The 17,356-nt window shown below is 59.5% G+C and carries 17 protein-coding genes; 10 read left to right on the top strand and 7 right to left on the bottom strand.

Annotated elements, in window-relative coordinates; all coding sequences use genetic code 11:
• Positions 1-69 precede the first annotated feature (69 nt).
• The 4 genes from XMD517_RS00645 to XMD517_RS00630 are packed head-to-tail and all read left to right on the top strand — an operon-like array spanning position 70 to position 4,254.
• Positions 70-1,215 carry an ABC transporter ATP-binding protein gene (locus tag XMD517_RS00645; protein WP_173485493.1) on the top strand — a complete coding sequence of 382 codons (1,146 nt, stop codon included), beginning with the start codon at positions 70-72 and terminating at the stop codon, positions 1,213-1,215.
• The gene (locus tag XMD517_RS00640; RefSeq protein ID WP_173485492.1) at positions 1,212-2,102 is read left to right on the top strand and encodes an ABC transporter permease; all 891 of its coding nucleotides are present in this window, start codon (positions 1,212-1,214) and stop codon (positions 2,100-2,102) included. Before XMD517_RS00645 ends, XMD517_RS00640 begins: the two co-directional genes overlap by 4 nt.
• On the top strand, positions 2,099-2,908 hold the full coding sequence (locus tag XMD517_RS00635; RefSeq protein ID WP_173485491.1) for an ABC transporter permease: 810 nt from the start codon (positions 2,099-2,101) through the stop codon (positions 2,906-2,908). The genes XMD517_RS00640 and XMD517_RS00635 overlap by 4 nt, the downstream gene beginning before the upstream one ends.
• Entirely contained in the window at positions 2,908-4,254 is a 1,347-nt protein-coding gene (locus tag XMD517_RS00630; protein ID WP_173485490.1) for a glutamine synthetase family protein, read from the top strand. Before XMD517_RS00635 ends, XMD517_RS00630 begins: the two co-directional genes overlap by 1 nt.
• Before the next feature lie 164 nt (positions 4,255-4,418).
• Here the strand turns inward: XMD517_RS00630 and XMD517_RS00625 are convergent, their stop codons facing one another.
• The 5 genes from XMD517_RS00625 to XMD517_RS00605 form a co-directional block, all read right to left on the bottom strand.
• A complete protein-coding gene (locus XMD517_RS00625; RefSeq protein ID WP_173485489.1) occupies positions 4,419-5,942 on the bottom strand; it encodes a malonyl-CoA synthase in 1,524 nt (507 codons plus the stop codon).
• A 44-nt stretch (positions 5,943-5,986) separates the two neighbouring features.
• Entirely contained in the window at positions 5,987-7,405 is a 1,419-nt protein-coding gene (locus XMD517_RS00620; RefSeq protein WP_254449633.1) for an amidase, read from the bottom strand.
• A 37-nt stretch (positions 7,406-7,442) separates the two neighbouring features.
• A complete protein-coding gene (locus XMD517_RS00615) occupies positions 7,443-8,099 on the bottom strand; it encodes an SOS response-associated peptidase (protein ID WP_173485488.1) in 657 nt (218 codons plus the stop codon).
• A gap of 6 nt (positions 8,100-8,105) precedes the next feature.
• Complete coding sequence (locus XMD517_RS00610; RefSeq protein WP_173485487.1) at positions 8,106-8,411, bottom strand: DUF1992 domain-containing protein; 306 nt, start codon at positions 8,409-8,411, stop codon at positions 8,106-8,108.
• Between the two features lie 231 nt (positions 8,412-8,642).
• Positions 8,643-10,199, bottom strand: coding sequence for a bifunctional UDP-sugar hydrolase/5'-nucleotidase (locus XMD517_RS00605; protein WP_173485486.1), 1,557 nt, complete (start codon positions 10,197-10,199; stop codon positions 8,643-8,645).
• Between the two features lie 243 nt (positions 10,200-10,442).
• On the opposite strand from XMD517_RS00605, the gene puuE reads away from it, so the two are divergent.
• The 3 genes from puuE to XMD517_RS00590 are packed head-to-tail and all read left to right on the top strand — an operon-like array spanning position 10,443 to position 13,095.
• Entirely contained in the window at positions 10,443-11,858 is a 1,416-nt protein-coding gene (puuE, locus tag XMD517_RS00600) for an allantoinase PuuE (RefSeq protein ID WP_173485485.1), read from the top strand.
• Positions 11,855-12,376: an ureidoglycolate lyase gene (locus XMD517_RS00595; RefSeq protein ID WP_173485484.1), complete on the top strand. Its 522-nt coding sequence runs from the start codon at positions 11,855-11,857 to the stop codon at positions 12,374-12,376. The genes puuE and XMD517_RS00595 overlap by 4 nt, the downstream gene beginning before the upstream one ends.
• 47 nt (positions 12,377-12,423) lie before the next feature.
• Positions 12,424-13,095 carry a GntR family transcriptional regulator gene (locus tag XMD517_RS00590; protein WP_173485483.1) on the top strand — a complete coding sequence of 224 codons (672 nt, stop codon included), beginning with the start codon at positions 12,424-12,426 and terminating at the stop codon, positions 13,093-13,095.
• A 17-nt stretch (positions 13,096-13,112) separates the two neighbouring features.
• Here XMD517_RS00590 and XMD517_RS00585 read toward each other — a convergent pair whose 3' ends face one another.
• A complete protein-coding gene (locus tag XMD517_RS00585; RefSeq protein ID WP_173485482.1) occupies positions 13,113-13,940 on the bottom strand; it encodes a bifunctional allantoicase/(S)-ureidoglycine aminohydrolase in 828 nt (275 codons plus the stop codon).
• Between the two features lie 142 nt (positions 13,941-14,082).
• Here XMD517_RS00585 and XMD517_RS00580 point away from each other — a divergent pair, with 142 nt between their 5' ends.
• From XMD517_RS00580 to arsC, 3 genes are read left to right on the top strand one after another with little or no spacing between them, the layout of a single operon-like run.
• Positions 14,083-14,421 (top strand): DUF952 domain-containing protein, encoded by a 339-nt coding sequence (locus tag XMD517_RS00580; protein WP_173485481.1) that lies wholly within the window; start codon positions 14,083-14,085, stop codon positions 14,419-14,421.
• Positions 14,418-15,482 carry a quinone-dependent dihydroorotate dehydrogenase gene (locus tag XMD517_RS00575; protein ID WP_173485480.1) on the top strand — a complete coding sequence of 355 codons (1,065 nt, stop codon included), beginning with the start codon at positions 14,418-14,420 and terminating at the stop codon, positions 15,480-15,482. The genes XMD517_RS00580 and XMD517_RS00575 overlap by 4 nt, the downstream gene beginning before the upstream one ends.
• Entirely contained in the window at positions 15,479-15,820 is a 342-nt protein-coding gene (gene arsC / locus XMD517_RS00570) for an arsenate reductase (glutaredoxin) (protein WP_173485479.1), read from the top strand. Before XMD517_RS00575 ends, arsC begins: the two co-directional genes overlap by 4 nt.
• 191 nt (positions 15,821-16,011) lie before the next feature.
• Here the strand turns inward: arsC and XMD517_RS00565 are convergent, their stop codons facing one another.
• Positions 16,012-17,355, bottom strand: a complete 1,344-nt coding sequence (locus XMD517_RS00565; RefSeq protein ID WP_173485478.1) for an MATE family efflux transporter — start codon at positions 17,353-17,355, stop codon at positions 16,012-16,014.
• Position 17,356: the final 1 nt, after the last annotated feature.

The following is a 17,356-nucleotide window of genomic DNA, read 5'->3' as shown; positions in this document are numbered from 1 at the left end:
GCCCCGTCCAGCGGGGGTTCCCATGGTCCGGCGCAGAGGGCTTTTCCCTATTTTCCCCGAGGAACGCCCATGTCTGACGCCGCCCCTGCCCTGGCGCCTGTTTTTGCACCCTGGAACGACCCGGACGCAAAACCGATCATCCAGTTTCAGAATGTCACCAAACGCTTCGGTGACTTCACCGCGATCGACGATCTGACCATCGATATTTACGAGCGCGAGTTCTTTGCCCTGCTTGGTCCGTCTGGCTGCGGCAAGACCACAATGATGCGGATGCTGGCCGGGTTCGAAAACCCGACCGAAGGGGTCATCTCGCTGGATGGGCAGGACATCGCCCCGGTGCCGCCGAACAAGCGCGCCGTGAACATGATGTTCCAAAGCTATGCTCTGTTTCCCCATCTTTCCGTTGCCGAAAACATCGCCTTCGGCCTGAAACGCGACAAGATGCCGAAGGATCAGATCGAAGCGCGTGTCGAAGAGATGCTGAGCCTTGTTCAGTTGAACAAATTCGCCGCGCGCAAACCGCATCAGATTTCGGGCGGGCAGCGGCAGCGGGTGGCGCTGGCACGCTCTCTTGCCAAGGCCCCGAAACTTCTGCTTCTGGACGAGCCGCTGGGGGCGCTGGACAAGAAGCTGCGCCAGGACACCCAGTTCGAGCTGATGGATATCCAGGAAAAAACCGGAACCACCTTTGTGATCGTGACCCATGATCAGGAAGAGGCAATGACAGTCGCCAGTCGCATTGCGGTCATGGATCACGGCAAGATCATTCAGGTCGACACGCCGTCAAAAATCTATGAGGAGCCGGGGTCGGTCTATGTCGCTGACTTTATTGGGGATGTGAACCTGATCGAAGGGAATGTCACCCGCTCAGGTGATGATCACGCGACACTCAGCTGGGCATCGGGCCAGCAGGAACTGATCGGGATTGCCCACGAGGAAATCCCCTTGGGCACCCGTGCCACCCTTGCCGTGCGACCGGAGAAACTCAATATCTCAACGGAGCGCCCCGAGGGTGTGACCAATGCGATCCGGGGCCGCGTGCATGACATCGCCTATCTTGGCAACATGTCCACCTATGTGATCGAAACAGCAGATGGCAACCTGATCAAGGCGCAGGCGGCCAACACCCGCCGCATCGCCCGCCGGGCGATCACCTGGGAACAGGAAGTCTGGCTGTCCTTCACCGATACGGCAGGTGTGGTGTTGGTGTCATGAAGCGGTTTACCCTGATCTCGATCCCCTATGCCTGGTTGCTGGTGCTGTTTCTGGTGCCCTTCCTGATCGTTCTGAAAATCTCTCTCTCGGACACCGAGTTGTCGATCCCGCCCTATACGCCGCAGCTGGATATCAGCGAAGGCTGGGCCGGGGTAAAGGCGTGGTGGGCCGGGCTGGACATGGAGAATTTTGTCTGGCTGACCGAAGACGATCTTTACTGGAAGGCCTATCTGTCGAGCCTGAAGATTGCCATCACCTCAACCATCCTGACCCTGCTGGTCGGCTTTCCGATTGCCTATGGCATGACGCGCGCGCCGGACGAATGGCGCCCCACGCTGATGATGCTGGTGATCCTGCCGTTCTGGACCTCGTTTCTGATCCGCGTCTATTCGTGGAAGGCGATCCTGTCGAATGAGGGGTTCCTGAACCAGCTTCTGATGGGGCTGGGCTTGACCAGCGAACCGCTGATCATCCTCAACACCAACACCGCTGTCTATATCGGCATCATCTATACCTACCTGCCTTTCATGGTGCTGCCGATCTATTCAGCGCTGGAGCGACTGGACGAAAGCCTGCTTGAGGCGGCTGAGGACCTTGGCTGTTCCCGCCTCTCAGCCTTCTGGCTGGTCACGCTTCCCCTGTCAAAACAGGGCGTTATCGCGGGATCCTTCCTCGTCTTCATCCCAGCGATGGGGGAATATGTTATCCCGGCCCTTCTGGGCGGATCGCAAACCCTGATGATCGGTAAGGTATTGTTTGAAGAGTTCTTCGCCAACCGCGACTGGCCGGTGGCCTCGGCGGTGGCTGTGGTGCTGCTTCTCATCCTGATCATCCCGATTGTCCTCTTTCAGAAAAACGAAGAAAAACAGCGGGAGGCTGGCAAATGAGAAAACTCAGCTGGTTCAATGCGCTCAGCCTGACCCTCGGCTTTGCCTTCCTCTATATCCCGATGCTGATCCTGATCATCTACTCGTTCAACGCGGGCAAGCTGGTCACCGTCTGGTCCGGGTTTTCGTTCAAATGGTATGGCGAGCTGATGCAGAACGAAGCCTTTCTGCAAGCCGCCTGGGTCACGCTGAAAGTGGCGGTGATGTCCTCGACCATCGCCACGGTTCTGGGCACCATGGCCGCCTATGTCATGGTGCGGGCGGGGCGGTTTCGCGGGCGAACACTCTTCTCCGGCATGATCTATGCGCCCTTGGTGATGCCCGAAGTCATCACCGGCCTTTCTCTCCTGCTGCTGTTCATCGCGATTGGACTGGATCGTGGCGTGCTGACCATCGTGCTGGCCCATACCACGTTTTCAATGTGTTATGTTTCGGTGGTGGTCAGCTCGCGCCTTGTCACCTTCGACCAATCCCTGGAAGAGGCCGCCCTCGACCTTGGCTGCACCGGTTTCGAAGCCTTCCGTCTTGTCACCTTGCCGATCATCCTGCCGGCGGTAATCTCGGGCTGGCTGTTGGCCTTTACCCTGTCACTCGATGATCTGGTGATCGCCTCCTTTACATCCGGCCCCTCATCCACAACCCTGCCGATCAAGATCTTTTCAGCCGTGCGCCTGGGGGTTACACCGGAAATCAACGCCCTTTCGACCATCATGATCGGGCTTGTGACCATCGGCGTCATCGCCGCCTCGCTCAGCTCGAAACGGGCCATCGCCCGCAAACAACAAGACGAAAGAGACGCAAACTGATGAGCGATTTTCTGACTGAATATGCCGCCTATTGCGACCAGCATGGCAGGCCTGAACGGATCGAGCTTATGCTCTGCGATGTCAACGCGGTGCTCCGCGGGAAATGGCTGCCCGGCGACGATGAAAAGAAGCTGGCTGAAGGCATGGTGCGCCTACCGATTTCCACCTATGCAGCCAATATCCTGGGGGCAGAAGTGTCTGCCACCGGGCTGGGCATCGTTGTGGGCGACCCGGATGGCCGGATCGTGCCCATTCCCGGCACCATGAAGCCCGTCCCCTGGGCTAAGGGGAAAATGGCGCAAATTCAGGTTGAGATGCTCGACCCGGAAACCGGTGAGCTCAGCGAGCTGTCCTCACGAAAGCTGCTGTCAAACATGGTCGACAGGTTTCATGAAAAAGGCTGGCATCCCGTGCTGGCAAGCGAACTGGAATTCTATCTGATCCAACCCCGCAACAGCGAAGACGAGGCCCCAACCCCCCCCGTCCGCAGCCCCGATGCGCAAAACTACGATCTGGAAGTTCTGGAACGTATGAAAGATGTACTCGACGAAATACTTGAGGCCTCGGCCATTCAGGGTCTCGCCACGGACACATTGATCGCCGAATATGGCCCCGGCCAGTTCGAGGTGAATTTCCACCACACCGATGATGTTCTAAAGGCCGCCGACACCGCGCTGCTATTCAAACGCCTGGTGCGCGGGGTTGCACGCAATCATGGGCTAGAAGCCACCTTCATGGCTAAGCCCTACGCCGATTTCCCCGGCAATGGCATGCATCTTCACGCCTCGGTCGTGGATGCAGATGGGAAAAACATCTTTGATGATGGCAGCCCAAAGGCCTCTGACACGCTCCGCGCTGCGGTCGGTGGTACGCTTGAAACCATGCGTGACCTACAGGCGATTTTCGCCCCACATCTGAATTCCTATCGCCGCTATCGCCCCATGAGCTTTGCGCCCTCGGCCCCGGATTGGGGCTATGACAACCGCGCCGCCGGCGTGCGTTTGCCAGAAATCAAGGGCCCCGCCGCCCGCTTGGAACACAGAATCGCGGGGGCAGACGTGAACCCCTATTTGGTCATCACCGCCATTTTGGGGGGCATGCTGCACGGGCTGGAAACCAAACCGGATCTGCCATTGCCCTTGGATGACCCAAATGCCGAAACCGCCCCCCGTCTGACAGCCGATTGGATCCGCGCCGTCGACCGTTTCTCACAATCCGATATTGCGGCTGAGATCTTTGGCAAGCGATACCGCGATATTTATTCTGCGATCCGGCTTGATGAAATCGACCAATTGACCAATGAAATCAGTCAGGTGGAATATCGCGCCTATCTCGGGCGACTGTAAAATCACAGGAGGCAGGATTTATTCGATCCTGCCTTCCCTCATTTTCTGGTCAAAAATATCCCGGGGTGAATTGGTCCCTAAGGGATCAAGAGGGGCAGCGCCCCTCCTAAAGTTTTCCCGGCAAATAAATATTCCGGGTATTTCCCGAAACACATTGCAGAGGGTCAGGCAAAAAGCCCCTTATAGGTCTCTCGCATCACATTCTTCTGCACCTTGCCCATGGTGTTGCGCGGCAGGGCCTCAACCAGCACAAACCGCTTGGGTTGCTTGAACTTGGCAAGCTTGCCGTCGACCCCCGCCCGCAGTTGATCCGTGTCCAGCGTGGCCCCTTCCTGAGGCACCACAACCGCCACAACCGCCTCGCCGAAATCCTCATGCGGCACCGCAATCACCGCACTTTCCAGCACGCCGGGCAAGTCATCAATCACCCCTTCCACTTCTTTCGGATACACATTGAACCCGCCGGTAATGATCAGATCCTTGCCACGACCAACAATAGTCACATAGCCGTCTTCATCGACAAACCCGAGATCTCCGGTGATAAACCATCCATCCGCGCGCAGCTCTTCCGCCGTTTTTTCCGGCATCTGCCAATAGCCCGCAAACACGTTGTCGCCGCGCACTTCGAGCACTCCGATCTCGCCAGTGGGCAGGGTCTCTCCGCTCACCGGGTCGCAGATCTTCAACTCGACTCCGGGCAAAGGAAACCCGACCGTGCCCGCACGGCGCGCGCCCTCGTAAGGGTTCGATGTGTTCATATTGGTTTCAGTCATGCCGTAACGTTCCAAAATCGAATGCCCGGTCACGGCGCGCCAGCGATCATGGGTTTCGGCCAGAAGCGGCGCAGAGCCTGACACGAACAGTCGCATGTTCCTCGCCGCTGCCCCCAGACGCGGATCCTTCAACAGCCGGGTATAGAAGGTCGGCACCCCCATCAGCGCCGTCGCCTTGGGCATGGCAGCAATGATCGCCTCGACGTCAAAACCGCCCATGAAGATCGCCTGTGCGCCAGCCATCAGGGTGACATTCGTCGCCACAAACAGTCCGTGGGTGTGAAAGATCGGCAGCGCGTGGATCAGCACATCCTTGTCCGTGAACTGCCAGTAATCACGCAGCACCTCGGAGTTCGAGGCCAGCGCGCGATGCGTGAGCATCGCCCCCTTTGAGCGCCCAGTCGTGCCCGAAGTATAGAGGATCGCCGCAAGATCCAGAGCCTCACGCGGCACCGCCTCAAATCCCGGCTCTTCAGCATCCCGCGCGGAGACAAGGCTCCCAGCTCCGCCCATGCCAAGGGTCAGCACATGGGCCACATCACAGTCGGCGGCCACCGGGGTCATCTCATTCAACCGCTTGGGATCACAGACAAACACCCGCGGACTGGCATCACCAAGGAAATAGCGCACTTCTTCGGCCGTATAGGCCGTGTTGAGTGGCAGGAACACAGCACCCGCCAACACCGTGCCCACATAAAGCTCCAGCATCGGCACCTCTTTAGGTGTCTGCACCGCCACCCGATCCCCGGGCGCCACCCCCAGTCGCACCAAGGCCGCTGCCATCCGCTCGGCATTGGCCCAGAACGCCCCGTAGGTGGTCTCAGCACCGCTGGCAAAATCGGTCAGGAACAGGGCATCATGGCGACCATCGGAAGCTTGGGAAATGGCGTGGGCGAGGTGGTTGGCGTCATACATGAGAAGCTCCGAAATCTGGCAATTTATCGCAGTTTGCACGAGGGTTAGCGGCTGGGCGTCACCGGGTCAATCGGACCATTTGGCCCGCCCAGCGCCTCTTCAATCCATTTCGCAATCGATAAAAGCTTCGCTTCTCCGCGCGGCGGGCCGATCAGCTGCAAACCAACAGGCAGCCCATCGTTGGAAAACCCCACCGGGATCGACATCGCCGGCAGGCCGGCCGTGGTGGCAAGAAACGCAAAGCGCAGCCAGTCCATATAGCCGGTAAGCTCCTGCCCGCCGACCTCCCGCACCCATTCTTCCGATTGCGCATGAGGCATATTGCCCACCACCGGGCAGGCAAGCACATCGTAGTGATCGAGAAACACCCGCATATTGTCATAAATCAACGAGCGCCCCAATTGCGCCTCGGCGTAATCCTCGGCGCCCAGCGACAAACCATAGGCGAGGTTGTCGCGCAGGGTGGGTTTGAAGTGACGTGTGAGGGATTTGGGCGCTTTGGCGAAATTTGCCGCCCACATGAAGCCGCGCAGCTGGTGGTAGGTGCGTTCCAGATTGGGCAGCGCGGGGCAGGCCTCTTCCACTTCGGCTCCGATCCGGTCCAGCGCAGCCATGGCGCACGCCAGATGCTCCGCCATATCCGCATCCACAGGCGCAAAGCCCCCCAGATCCGGCGCCCAGCCAATCCGGGGGGCAAGCGGTGTCTGGATTGCGTCCTGATACGGGGCGTCGGGCGGAGGAAAGGACAAAGGTGCGCGCGGGTCGAACCCGCACATGGCGTCCAGGAACAGAGCACAATCGGTGACGGATCGGGCCATGGGGCCCTCGACACCTTCGCCGACAAAGCCCGTAAGGGACGATTTGGCCACCAACCCCGGCGTGGTGCGCAATCCGACCACCCCGCAATAAGCCGCCGGGGTGCGCAGGCTGCCGCCGTGATCGGATCCATGGCTCAGCCAGAGCGCCCCTGTCGCCAGTGACACCGCCGCCCCGCCAGATGATCCGCCCGCGTTGCACCGCGTGTCATAAGGGTTGAACGTTGCGCCGAACAGCTCATTGAACGTATTCCCGCCCGCACCAAACTCCGGCGTGTTGGTCTTGCCCATCACCAGCGCACCACGCCTCTCCAGACGTGTCACAAGCGGGTCACTTTCGGCTGGCACATTCTCGGCCAACCCTTTGGTGCCGAAAGTGGACCGGACACCTGCAACCGGGGTGAGGTCTTTGATGCCAATTGGCAGACCCGCAAGATCCCCCGGGTGATCGCTGGGCTTGAGCGACATGACCTGCGCGCGGGCGCGCGTTGAGCAGCGCACCGGCACCGCATTCACGGCGGGCTCCACCTGATCCATCCGGGCCTCGGCGGCCGAGATCAGTTCGTCCGGGGACAGCTTGCGCGCCTTCAGCAAGGCCACCACCTGATGCGCTTCCATCGCACACAGATCTGATCCGGTATATGCCATTCTGCCCTCCTGTTTTGCGCAGTGTAACGCCCCGGTTTCAGCTTTCAATTGGTTCGATCAACGCAGGGCCGGAGGCGCGATTGGAGTTCACCTCCTGCCCAACCGGGTGCATTTTCAAAAGCCCCGGTTCGGGGGGCACCATAAGCCGGGCCGCGCCATGACCTTCTTCGCCCAGCCATTTCCCCCAATGGGCACGCTCAATCACCACCGGGCAGCGGTGGTGGATCTGGGACAGGGGAAGCGGAGCCGAGGTGGTGACAACAGCAAATGTGGGACGCTGATCCTGCCCCCAATCTTGCCAGACACCAGCGCACACCAAGGGGGTTCCATCCACCCTTGTGACATAATAGGGGTGGCGGGCCCTGCCCTCACGAAACCATTCGTAAAACCCGTCCATCGGGATCAGGCAGCGCCGGGCGCGACAGGCGGCACGAAACGCGGGTTTCTCCGCAATCGTTTCCGCGCGGGCATCGATCAGGAGCGGCCCATCACGCTCAGACTTATACCAAGATGGCAGAAACCCCCAGCGCATCGCGGACAGGCGCCGCGCGCCCCCCATCAATGAAATCACCGACACCTGGCTGGTTGGGCAGAGGTTGAAGTTCTCATGTGCAGGCAAGTCATTTGACGGGATTGCCTTGAATAGCCTGGCCATCGCATCCGGGGGCAAAGTTGTGGCAATACGCCCGCACATGGCCTGCTAGCGCACCGATTTACGGGCGATGTCAATTCTCGCCTCCATCATGGACATCTCTTTCATGATGTCGCGGCGGCGGGTCCGGTCACCCGTTTCAGACAGTTCATCGCGCAATTTCTGCAACAGGCGCGACAATGACACAAACTCCGGCACTGCGCCGTTTTCCCGGATCAATCGATTGATCAGCGCAGCCTCAGGGTCGCCCTCCAGATCAAGCGGCTTGCCTGCCCCTTCGAGGTTGTCAAAGTCGCCAGCCTCTTCTGCGGCGCGGATTTTTTGATTGATGAGGTCGATGAGCGGGTGATCCATGGCGGGAGCTTAACGCGCATTCTGATGATCGCAAAGACGCAGGCCAGTGGAGGGCGCAGAAAAGCTGGCACCTGACGGGCGAGAATACCAGAAAACTAGTTTTCTAGTTTTCTAGTTTTCTAGTTTTCTAGTTTTCTCAAAAAACATCGCCAACCAGGTCGTTCCATCAATAAAAAAGGGCAAGATTTCTCCTGCCCTTCCTAACATCATCGAAACAGGGTTTTTCGATGATTATTTTTGGGTGATGCGCCCATCCAGCATCGGTGTCACAGGTGCCATCCGCGCCATGTATTCAGCCGTCACATCAGCAAGGTCCGGACCAAAATCATAGGCATTCTGCGCATCGCGGAACATCTTGTATCCATCCCCCCCATTGCGCACGTAATTGTTGGAAACGACCCCATATATCTTTGCAAGATCAATAGGTTGCCCACCGACCATGACGTCTGACACCCGTTCTCCCGCCGGTTTTGACACGTCAAAGGCAAAGCTCATCCCCGCCACTTGCGGGAAACGCCCGGCGCCCTCCTCATGCTGGCTAACACCATTTTCAAGTGCGGCCACGATGGTTGCCCCATCCACCTGGAAGGTCGAGAGCGTGTTTTGGAACGGAAGCACGGTCAGCACTTCCCCCATGGTCACATCCCCCGCATCAATCGAGGCACGAATACCGCCACCGTTCTGGATCGCAATCTCGATGCCCTGATCCTTCACCCGGTCCAGCATCGCCTCAGCAATGATATTGCCCATGGCGCATTCCTTCGCCCGGCAGGACCCCCGTTCGCCATCAATTGCCTCGGCAGAGCTGGCCACCACCTTGTTGCGGATCTCGTCCAACGGCTTGGCTGCTTCGGCAATCCGCGCCTTGGTCGCAGCGTCTTCGCTCACGGCGCCATCCATGATCAGTGGCTCCCCCTTGGCCTCGATGATCTTACCGGCATCGTCAAAGGTGACATTCAATTCCCCCAGGAATTTGCCATAGGCATAGGCCGACACAATCGCCGTGTCGCCCACCATGGTCGGATAAGGGCCTTCTGCCTTGTCCGAGCTGTTCGACAGGTAGGTGTTGGTGTGTCCGCCAACGATCACATCCACGCCGGTGGTTTCCGCAGCCACTTTCTTGTCCACACCATAGCCCGAGTGGCTGAGCACGATGATCTTGTTCACGCCCATCGCCGTCAGCTTGTCCACTTCCCCCTGCACCGCGTGAACAGGGTCAGTGAAGATCACGTTTGGCCCAGGTGAGGCCAGCTCATCCGTGTCCTGCGGGGTCAGGCCGATCAGGCCGATCTTTTCCCCTCCCCGCTCAATCACAACGGATTTCTGCAACTTGTCATGCAGGAGGGGTTCCCCCGAGACATCCGCATTTGACATCAGGACCGGGAAAGTCACCGCGTCCATGAACCCACGCAGCACTTCCGGACCATCGTCAAACTCGTGGTTGCCCACGGTCATCCCGTCATAGCCCATCTTGTTCATCATCTCGGCGGCCAGTTTCCCCTTGTAATAGGTGTAAAACAGTGTGCCCTGAAACTGGTCACCACCGTCAACAAGGATGGAATTGTTGGACCGTGCCCGCGCCTCGGCCAGCGCCGAAACAAGGCGGGCAGAGCCGCCGAAACACTTGCCCTCGGCATTACTCTCTTCCGAGCAGCCGCTGTCATATTTCGAAATCGGTTCAAACCGTGCGTGAAAATCATTGGTGTGCAGAACGGTCAAGGAATAGTCCGCAGCAGCGGCACCCGCGCCCAGCGCCAAAGCGGCAACGGTGGTCAGAAAATATTTCATATCAGGTTCCCCCTGGAATTTTGATCTGCCGAAAGACTGGCCCGAGTCGGACACCTTGTCAAAGCCAAGGCACGGCTTCCGCAACGGCAAGCAGATCGCTTTCCGGCCCGGACCAGGCCGCCTCGGGCAGAAAAATTTTGTTAACAATCCAGAAAATCCCCTTATCATCGGCAGGGCAATCCCTTCTGGCTCACCCTGCCTGCCCCACCTAACCGCCCCACCTGACCGCAAAGGATCCGACATATGAACCGCTACCCCCGTGACATGCGCGGACACGGACAGTTTCCCCCCAACCCGCAATGGCCAAACGGGGCCCGGATCGCGGTGCAATTCGTGCTGAATTACGAAGAGGGCGGTGAAAACTGCCTGCTGCATGGTGATGCGGCGTCCGAGGCCTTCCTGTCCGACATTCCCGGTGCCGCCGCCTGGTCAGGGCAACGTCACTGGAACATGGAATCGATCTATGAATATGGCGCACGTGCAGGTTTCTGGCGTCTGCACCGCCTGTTCACCGAAGCGGGAATACCCCTGACCATCTATGGTGTGGCCACCGCACTTGCACGCAGCCCGGAACAGGTGGCCGCGATGAAAGCCGCCGGATGGGAAATCGCGTCACACGGGTTGAAATGGGTCGAGCACAAGGACATGCCCGAGGCGGAAGAGCGGGCACAAATCGCCGAAGCCATTCGCCTGCATAGCGAAGTGGTCGGGGAACCGCCGCAAGGCTGGTATACCGGGCGCTGTTCGACCAACACCGTGCGGCTGGTCGCCGAAGACGGCAGGATTGACTATATTTCAGACAGTTACGACGATGACCTGCCCTATTGGCGCAGCTTCGCAGAGCGGGACCAATTGATCATCCCCTATACGCTGGAAGCCAATGACATGCGATTTGCCACCGCCCCCGGCTGGGTCACGGGGCGGGATTTTGAAGACTACCTGACCGACAGTTTCGATACGCTTTACGCCGAAGGCACCGCCGGGCGCCCCTCGATGATGACTGTCGGCCTGCATTGCCGCCTTGTGGGGCGGCCCGGGAAAATTGCCGGGCTTAAGCGGTTTATCGACCACATTCAGTCACATACCGGGGTCTGGTGTCCACGCCGGATCGAAATCGCCGAGCATTGGGCCAAAACCCACCCTCCCTCACAGCTCGAACGCCCCAGCCAGATGAGCCGGGACCGGTTTGTCGCGTGTTTCGGGGGCATTTTTGAACATTCCCCCTGGGTGGCAGAGCGTGCTCATGGGTTGGAACTTGGCCCCGCCCATGACAGCGCAATCGGTCTGCACAACGCCCTGTGCCGCAGCTTCCGCACCGCATCAGACCAGGACCGTCTGGGGGTTCTGAACGCACATCCCGACCTGGCGGGCAAACTCGCCGCTGCCGGGCGCCTTACGGCTGAGAGCACATCCGAACAAGCCTCCGCCGGACTGGATCTTCTGACCGATACTGAGCGGGAAACCTTTACCCGGCTGAACCGGGACTATGTCGAAAAACATGGCTTCCCCTTTATCATTGCGGTGCGCGACCACGACAAATCCTCAATCCTTGCCGCGTTCCGGCGCCGCCTTGAACAGGCAAGCCACGCGGAGTTTCAGGAAGCCTGCAAACAGGTGGAACGCATTGCAGAATTTCGCCTGAAGGACCTCTTGGCATGAGCCCGCGCGAGGTCACTGCCCAGCCCTTGACGGCAGATCTGTTTTCCCCGTTTGGCGATGTGATCGAACGCAGAGCAGCCCCGCTGCCGATCAATGCCGGAATGTGTGACCGGCATCATGATCTGGCCCAGCTGGATTTCGGAACCGGGCGCGCCGGGATCAGCCTGTTTGATGGTCAGGCCCGCAGGTTTCCCTATCGTCTGGATCTGGTCGAGCGGCACCCGGAAGGATCACAGGCATTCATCCCCCTCAATGGCGTGCCTCTTCTGATCACCGTCTGCCCGGATGAAGGCGGACGCCCAGGCACACCACGCGCCTTTGTGATGGCGCCGGAACAGGCCATCAATCTGCATCGCGGCACCTGGCACGGGGTTCTGGCTCCGATCGACGCGCAGGGGCTTTATGCGGTTGTGGATCATATTAGCCCGGCCCCGAACCTCGAAGAACATCTGTTCAAGATCCCCTGGATCATCCTGCCCCCCGCCCAAAGCGTTGCAAAAAAGGGCTCGGGGCGCTAGCAGGGGCGCAATTTCAAAGGGAAACACGACGGTTTGGCGGGGGTCACATGAAAATCAGCATCGAAGACAGGATCGAACAGCGTGTTCTCGAAGCGATTGCCGAACGCCGTCTGCCCCCCGGGGCCAAGCTGGGGGAGCAGTTGCTCAGTGATATTTTCACCTGCAACCGGGCCAATGTGCGCCGGGCGCTGGCCTCGCTTGCGGCACAGAATGTGGTTGACCTGATCCCCAATCGCGGGGCCTTTGTCATTTCGCCTTCCCCCCGGGATGCCAAAGACGTCTTTCAGGCCCGCCGCGCAATCGAGCGAACCATCGTGACAGCCGCATGCGATCATGCAACAGACGCGGATCTGTCCGCATTGGCGGATATTATCGCCAACGAAGACGCCGCGCGGGACGCGGGTGATGAGACACAAATTCTGCGCCTGTCGTCAGAGTTTCACCTGCGCATCGCTGACGTTGCGGGAAACAGTGTTCTGACCCGCTTCCTCACCGACCTGACCATGCGCTCTGCCCTGATTATCGGGCTTTACGGCCATAACGGCCCGTCCCATTGCGACCGGGGTGAACACCGCCGTATTCTGGCCGCGCTGGCCGCTCGGAACAAAGCGCAACTGATCGCGGAGATGGAACGCCACCTGTCTCATCTTGAGGCCGATCTGGATTTCTCGCGCCTGTCCGAAAAGCAAGTGCCCCTGGAAGAGATCCTGCAACCCTGACCTACCTCAGAACCACCTCAGACCTGCCGCAACCCCATATGGCGGTTGACATCTTTGTAAAGGAGATAGCGGAAGGGCCCCGGCCCCCCTGCGTAGCAGGCTTGCGGGCAAAAGGCGCGCAACCACATGAAATCGCCAGCTTCGACCTCAACCCAATCCTGATTGAGCCGGTAAACGGCTTTCCCTTCAAGCACATAAAGGCCATGCTCCATGACATGGGTTTCGGCAAAGGGGATCACGCCACCGGGCTGAAACGTGACAATATTCACATGCATGTCATGGCGCAGATCTTCGGGATCGACAAAACGCGTGGTGGCCCAGGCACCGTCCGTATCAGGCATCGGTATCGGCGTGTGATCCTGTTCATTCGTCACAAAGGCTTCGGGGGGGGAAATCCCGTCAACACGCTGATAATTCTTGCGAATCCAATGAAAGCGCAGCGGGCTTGATCCACAGGCCCGCACGCTCCAGACCGCATCCGGTGGAAGATAGGCATAGCCACCTTCCGTGAGTTCATAGCTGTCGCCTGAAAGGGTGAGCCGCATGGTGCCTTCCACCACAAACAGCACCGCCTCCACATTTGCTTCGGTCTCGGGATGGTCCGACCCTCCTCCGGGAACCACCTCGGCAATATACTGCGAAAAGGTCTCGGCAAAGCCCGACATCGGGCGCGCCAGAACCCAAAACCGCGCCCCGTCCCAATGCGGCAGTTTCGAGGTCACGATATCCGAAAACGTTCCGCGCGGGATCACCGCATAGGCCTCGGTAAACATGGCGCGATCTGTCAACAACTGGGTCTGCGGCGGCAATCCGCCTTTCGGAGAGTAATAGTTGGGTTTGGACATGGGTTTGGACCTCAAGAAACAGGGGCTACACGCCCATTGTTAACAAAAAACCGGCCACCCGAAAGCCCATTCCTGTGCAAATGCCCCCTCAGATCAACACGCCTCGCTTGACGGGCGCGCCGCCACTTGGCATGTGGAGCGCATGTTGATCTACAAAATCCTTCGGGCCGAGGAATGGACCTCTTTTCAATCTGCCGGCCAGACCAGCGGTGCCCCTGTCGATCTTGCCGACGGGTTCATCCACTTTTCCACCGCCGCGCAGGCCCGGGAAACCGCCGCCAAGCATTTCAAAGGCGAAGACGGGCTGGTTCTGGTGGCGTTTGATGCTGAGGCCATGGGCGACGCTCTGAAATGGGAGCCGTCGCGGGGCGGCGCCCTGTTTCCGCATCTCTACCGCGACCTCGCCCTGTCCGAAATCCACTGGCAAACCTCCCTCCCACTTGGCCCGAACGGCCATGAATTCCCGGAGAAAATGAAATGAACCTTGTCGAGAAACTGGCCCTCAAGGCGTTGCATCAGACCGATCCGGAACGCGCGCATACGCTGTCACTGATGGCCCTGCGCTCAGGTGTTGTGCCCCTTGCGGGGGATGTGACCAGCGACCGTCTCAAGACCAGTTTCTGTGGGATGGACCTCTTGAACCCGGTTGGCCTTGCCGCCGGATATGACAAGAACGCACAGGCGGTGTCACAGCTGACGCAAGCGGGATTTGGCTTTGTCGAAGTTGGCGCCATCACCCCCCGCGCCCAGCCCGGCAACCCGAAACCACGGCTGTTTCGCCTGACCGAAGATCGGGCTGTTATCAACCGCTTCGGTTTCAACAATGAAGGCATGGACGCCGCAGCCGCGCGCCTCGCCCGCCGGGATCGCCGCCGCCCGGTGCCCGTGGGGTTGAACCTCGGCGCCAATAAAGACAGCGAAGATCGCGCCGCTGATTTCGCCAAAGTGCTGGAGTGCTGCGGGCCGCATCTCGATTTCGCAACCGTGAATGTCTCCTCTCCCAACACGGAAAAACTGCGTGACCTGCAAGGGGCCGACGCGCTGCGCGGGCTTCTTAGCGGTGTGCAGGAGGTGCGGGGTGGTCTCGACAAATACATCCCCGTCTTCCTGAAAATCGCCCCCGATCTGAGCGATGCGGAACTGGCCGAGATTGTTGAGGTGGCGCTGGAGGTCAAGATCGACGCGGTGATCGCCACCAATACCACGCTTTCTCGTGATGGTCTGAAAAGTGCCCATAAGGGTGAAATGGGCGGCCTGTCCGGCGCACCTTTGTTCGAAAAGTCCACCCGGGTGCTGGCCCGGCTTTCGAAACTGAGCGATGGGAAACTACCGCTCATTGGCGTGGGGGGCATCTCCTCTGCCGAACAGGCCTATGCCAAGATCCGCGTAGGTGCCTCTGTGGTGCAGCTTTATTCCGCGCTCGCCTATCAGGGCCTCAGCCTGGTGGAAGAGGTGGCCCGCGGGCTCGATACCCTCTTGGCACGGGATGGGTTCACCAAGGTCAGCGAAGCAGTTGGCACCGGGCGGGAGGACTGGCTATGAGCGTCACAATCTGGCACAATCCCCGCTGCTCCAAATCACGCCAGACCCTGGCGCTGGTGGAAGAGCGCACCGCGGTGAACATTCGCAAATATCTCGACGATGCCCCCAGCACAGCCGAAATCAGAGCAGCCTGCACCGCACTCGGCCTGCGCCCGATTGACATGATGCGCAAGGGCGAGAAGGTTTTCAAAGAGCTGGACCTGTCTGCCGACACGTCAGACGACGATCTGTTCGCCGCCATGGCGGCTCATCCGATCCTGATCGAGCGTCCGATTGTGTTTGCAAATCAGACCGCCCGCATTGGTCGCCCCCCGGAAAGCGTTCTCGAAATCCTCTGAGCTGCCATTTTTCTGAGCTGCGATTTTCTGGTCAGAAATATCCCCGCCGGAGGCATAAGACAGGCCGAGCGCAGCGAGGCCCCTGCCCGCCGCAGGCGGTGACCGTCAGGTCACTTCCCACCCACGCCCGAAAGACCCAAATCATTCAAACGTTTCGACTTTTCCCCGTCTCGGGCTAAAGCCGAAACGCTTCAAGCCACCGGCCTGACCGATCGCTCCAACACCGGATAGCGCCACAGAAGCGTCGCCCCACGAGCTACAAAGCTGATCAGCAAGGTCAGCCAAAGCCCGTGATTGCCCAGAACGGGAAACAAGATCGCAAGCGACAGTGCATAAATGACCACGGACAGCGCCATCATGTTGCGCATTTCCCTGCTGCGTGTGGCCCCGATGAAGATCCCGTCCAACATGAAGCTTGGCCAGCCAAGAAGCGGGGCAAACACCATATAGATCAGATAGGTGCCTGCGATGGCCTGCACATCGGGTGCGGTGGTCATTATGGCGATGCCCCAGGGACCCGCCAGCCAGAATATCATCGCCAACACCAGCGAAACACCCGCGGCCCACCAGCTGGTCATCACAGAGGCCCGACGTAGAACATGCACCTGCCTGCGTCCCACCGCCTGCCCGACAAAGCTCTCTGCCGCCAGCGCAAACCCGTCCAGCGCGTAGGCCGTGACATAGACAAACTGGATCAACACCTGGTTGGCGGCCAGTTCCACATCGGAAAGCTTTGCCCCAAAGAACATGAAGCTGATGAAAATGGCCTGCAGCAGAAGCGACCGGATCAGAATGTCGGAATTGACTGCGGCCATATGTTTCAGAACCACGGCATCAAGGATCCGGCGCGGGTCAGCCCATCCAGGGCGGGCAAACACCTTGCGGCACAAAAACAGGCCAAGGGCAAAGCCGAGGACTTCGGCCATCAGCGTGGCCAGCGCCACCCCCTCGATCCCCCAATCCATCCCCAGCACAAACCACAGATCCAGCAAGATATTGACCGTATTTGTCACAAGCTGCAGGGCAAGCACCGAACGGGTGCGTTCCAGCGCAATCAACCAGCCTGTCATGGCGTAGATCCCAATTGCGGCAGGCGCGCCAAAGATCCGTATCTGTAGATAGGAGCGCGCCAGCCCTTCAACCTCGTCCGAGGCGGGCGCAATCTGGAAGGCAGCCCAGATCAGAGGCACTTGCAATAAAATCAGGGCAGCCCCGGCGACAAGCGCCACCAGCAGGCCACGTGTGAGCATCGCCACAACTTCCGCCATGTCTCCTGCGCCATGGGCCTGGGCCGTCAGCCCGGTTGTGCCCATACGCAGAAAGCCAAAGACCCAAAACAGCGCAGACAGGATCGCGGCCCCGATGCCAACTGCGCCGATTGGTGCCGCCTGCCCCAGCTGGCCAATCACACCCGTATCCACCAGCCCCAGAAGCGGCACGGTCACATTGGACAGGGTGATCGGCAGGGCAAACTTCAGAACCCGGCGATGGGTCAGGGTTGCGGGTTTCAGGGCCACAGGATCATGTGCGGGCATG

Source organism: Aliiroseovarius sp. xm-d-517 (assembly GCF_013283135.1).
Classification (GTDB): Bacteria; Pseudomonadota; Alphaproteobacteria; order Rhodobacterales; family Rhodobacteraceae; genus Aliiroseovarius; species Aliiroseovarius crassostreae.
Note: the sequence above shows the minus strand (reverse complement) of the source record. Positions and strands in the feature narration are given on the sequence as shown.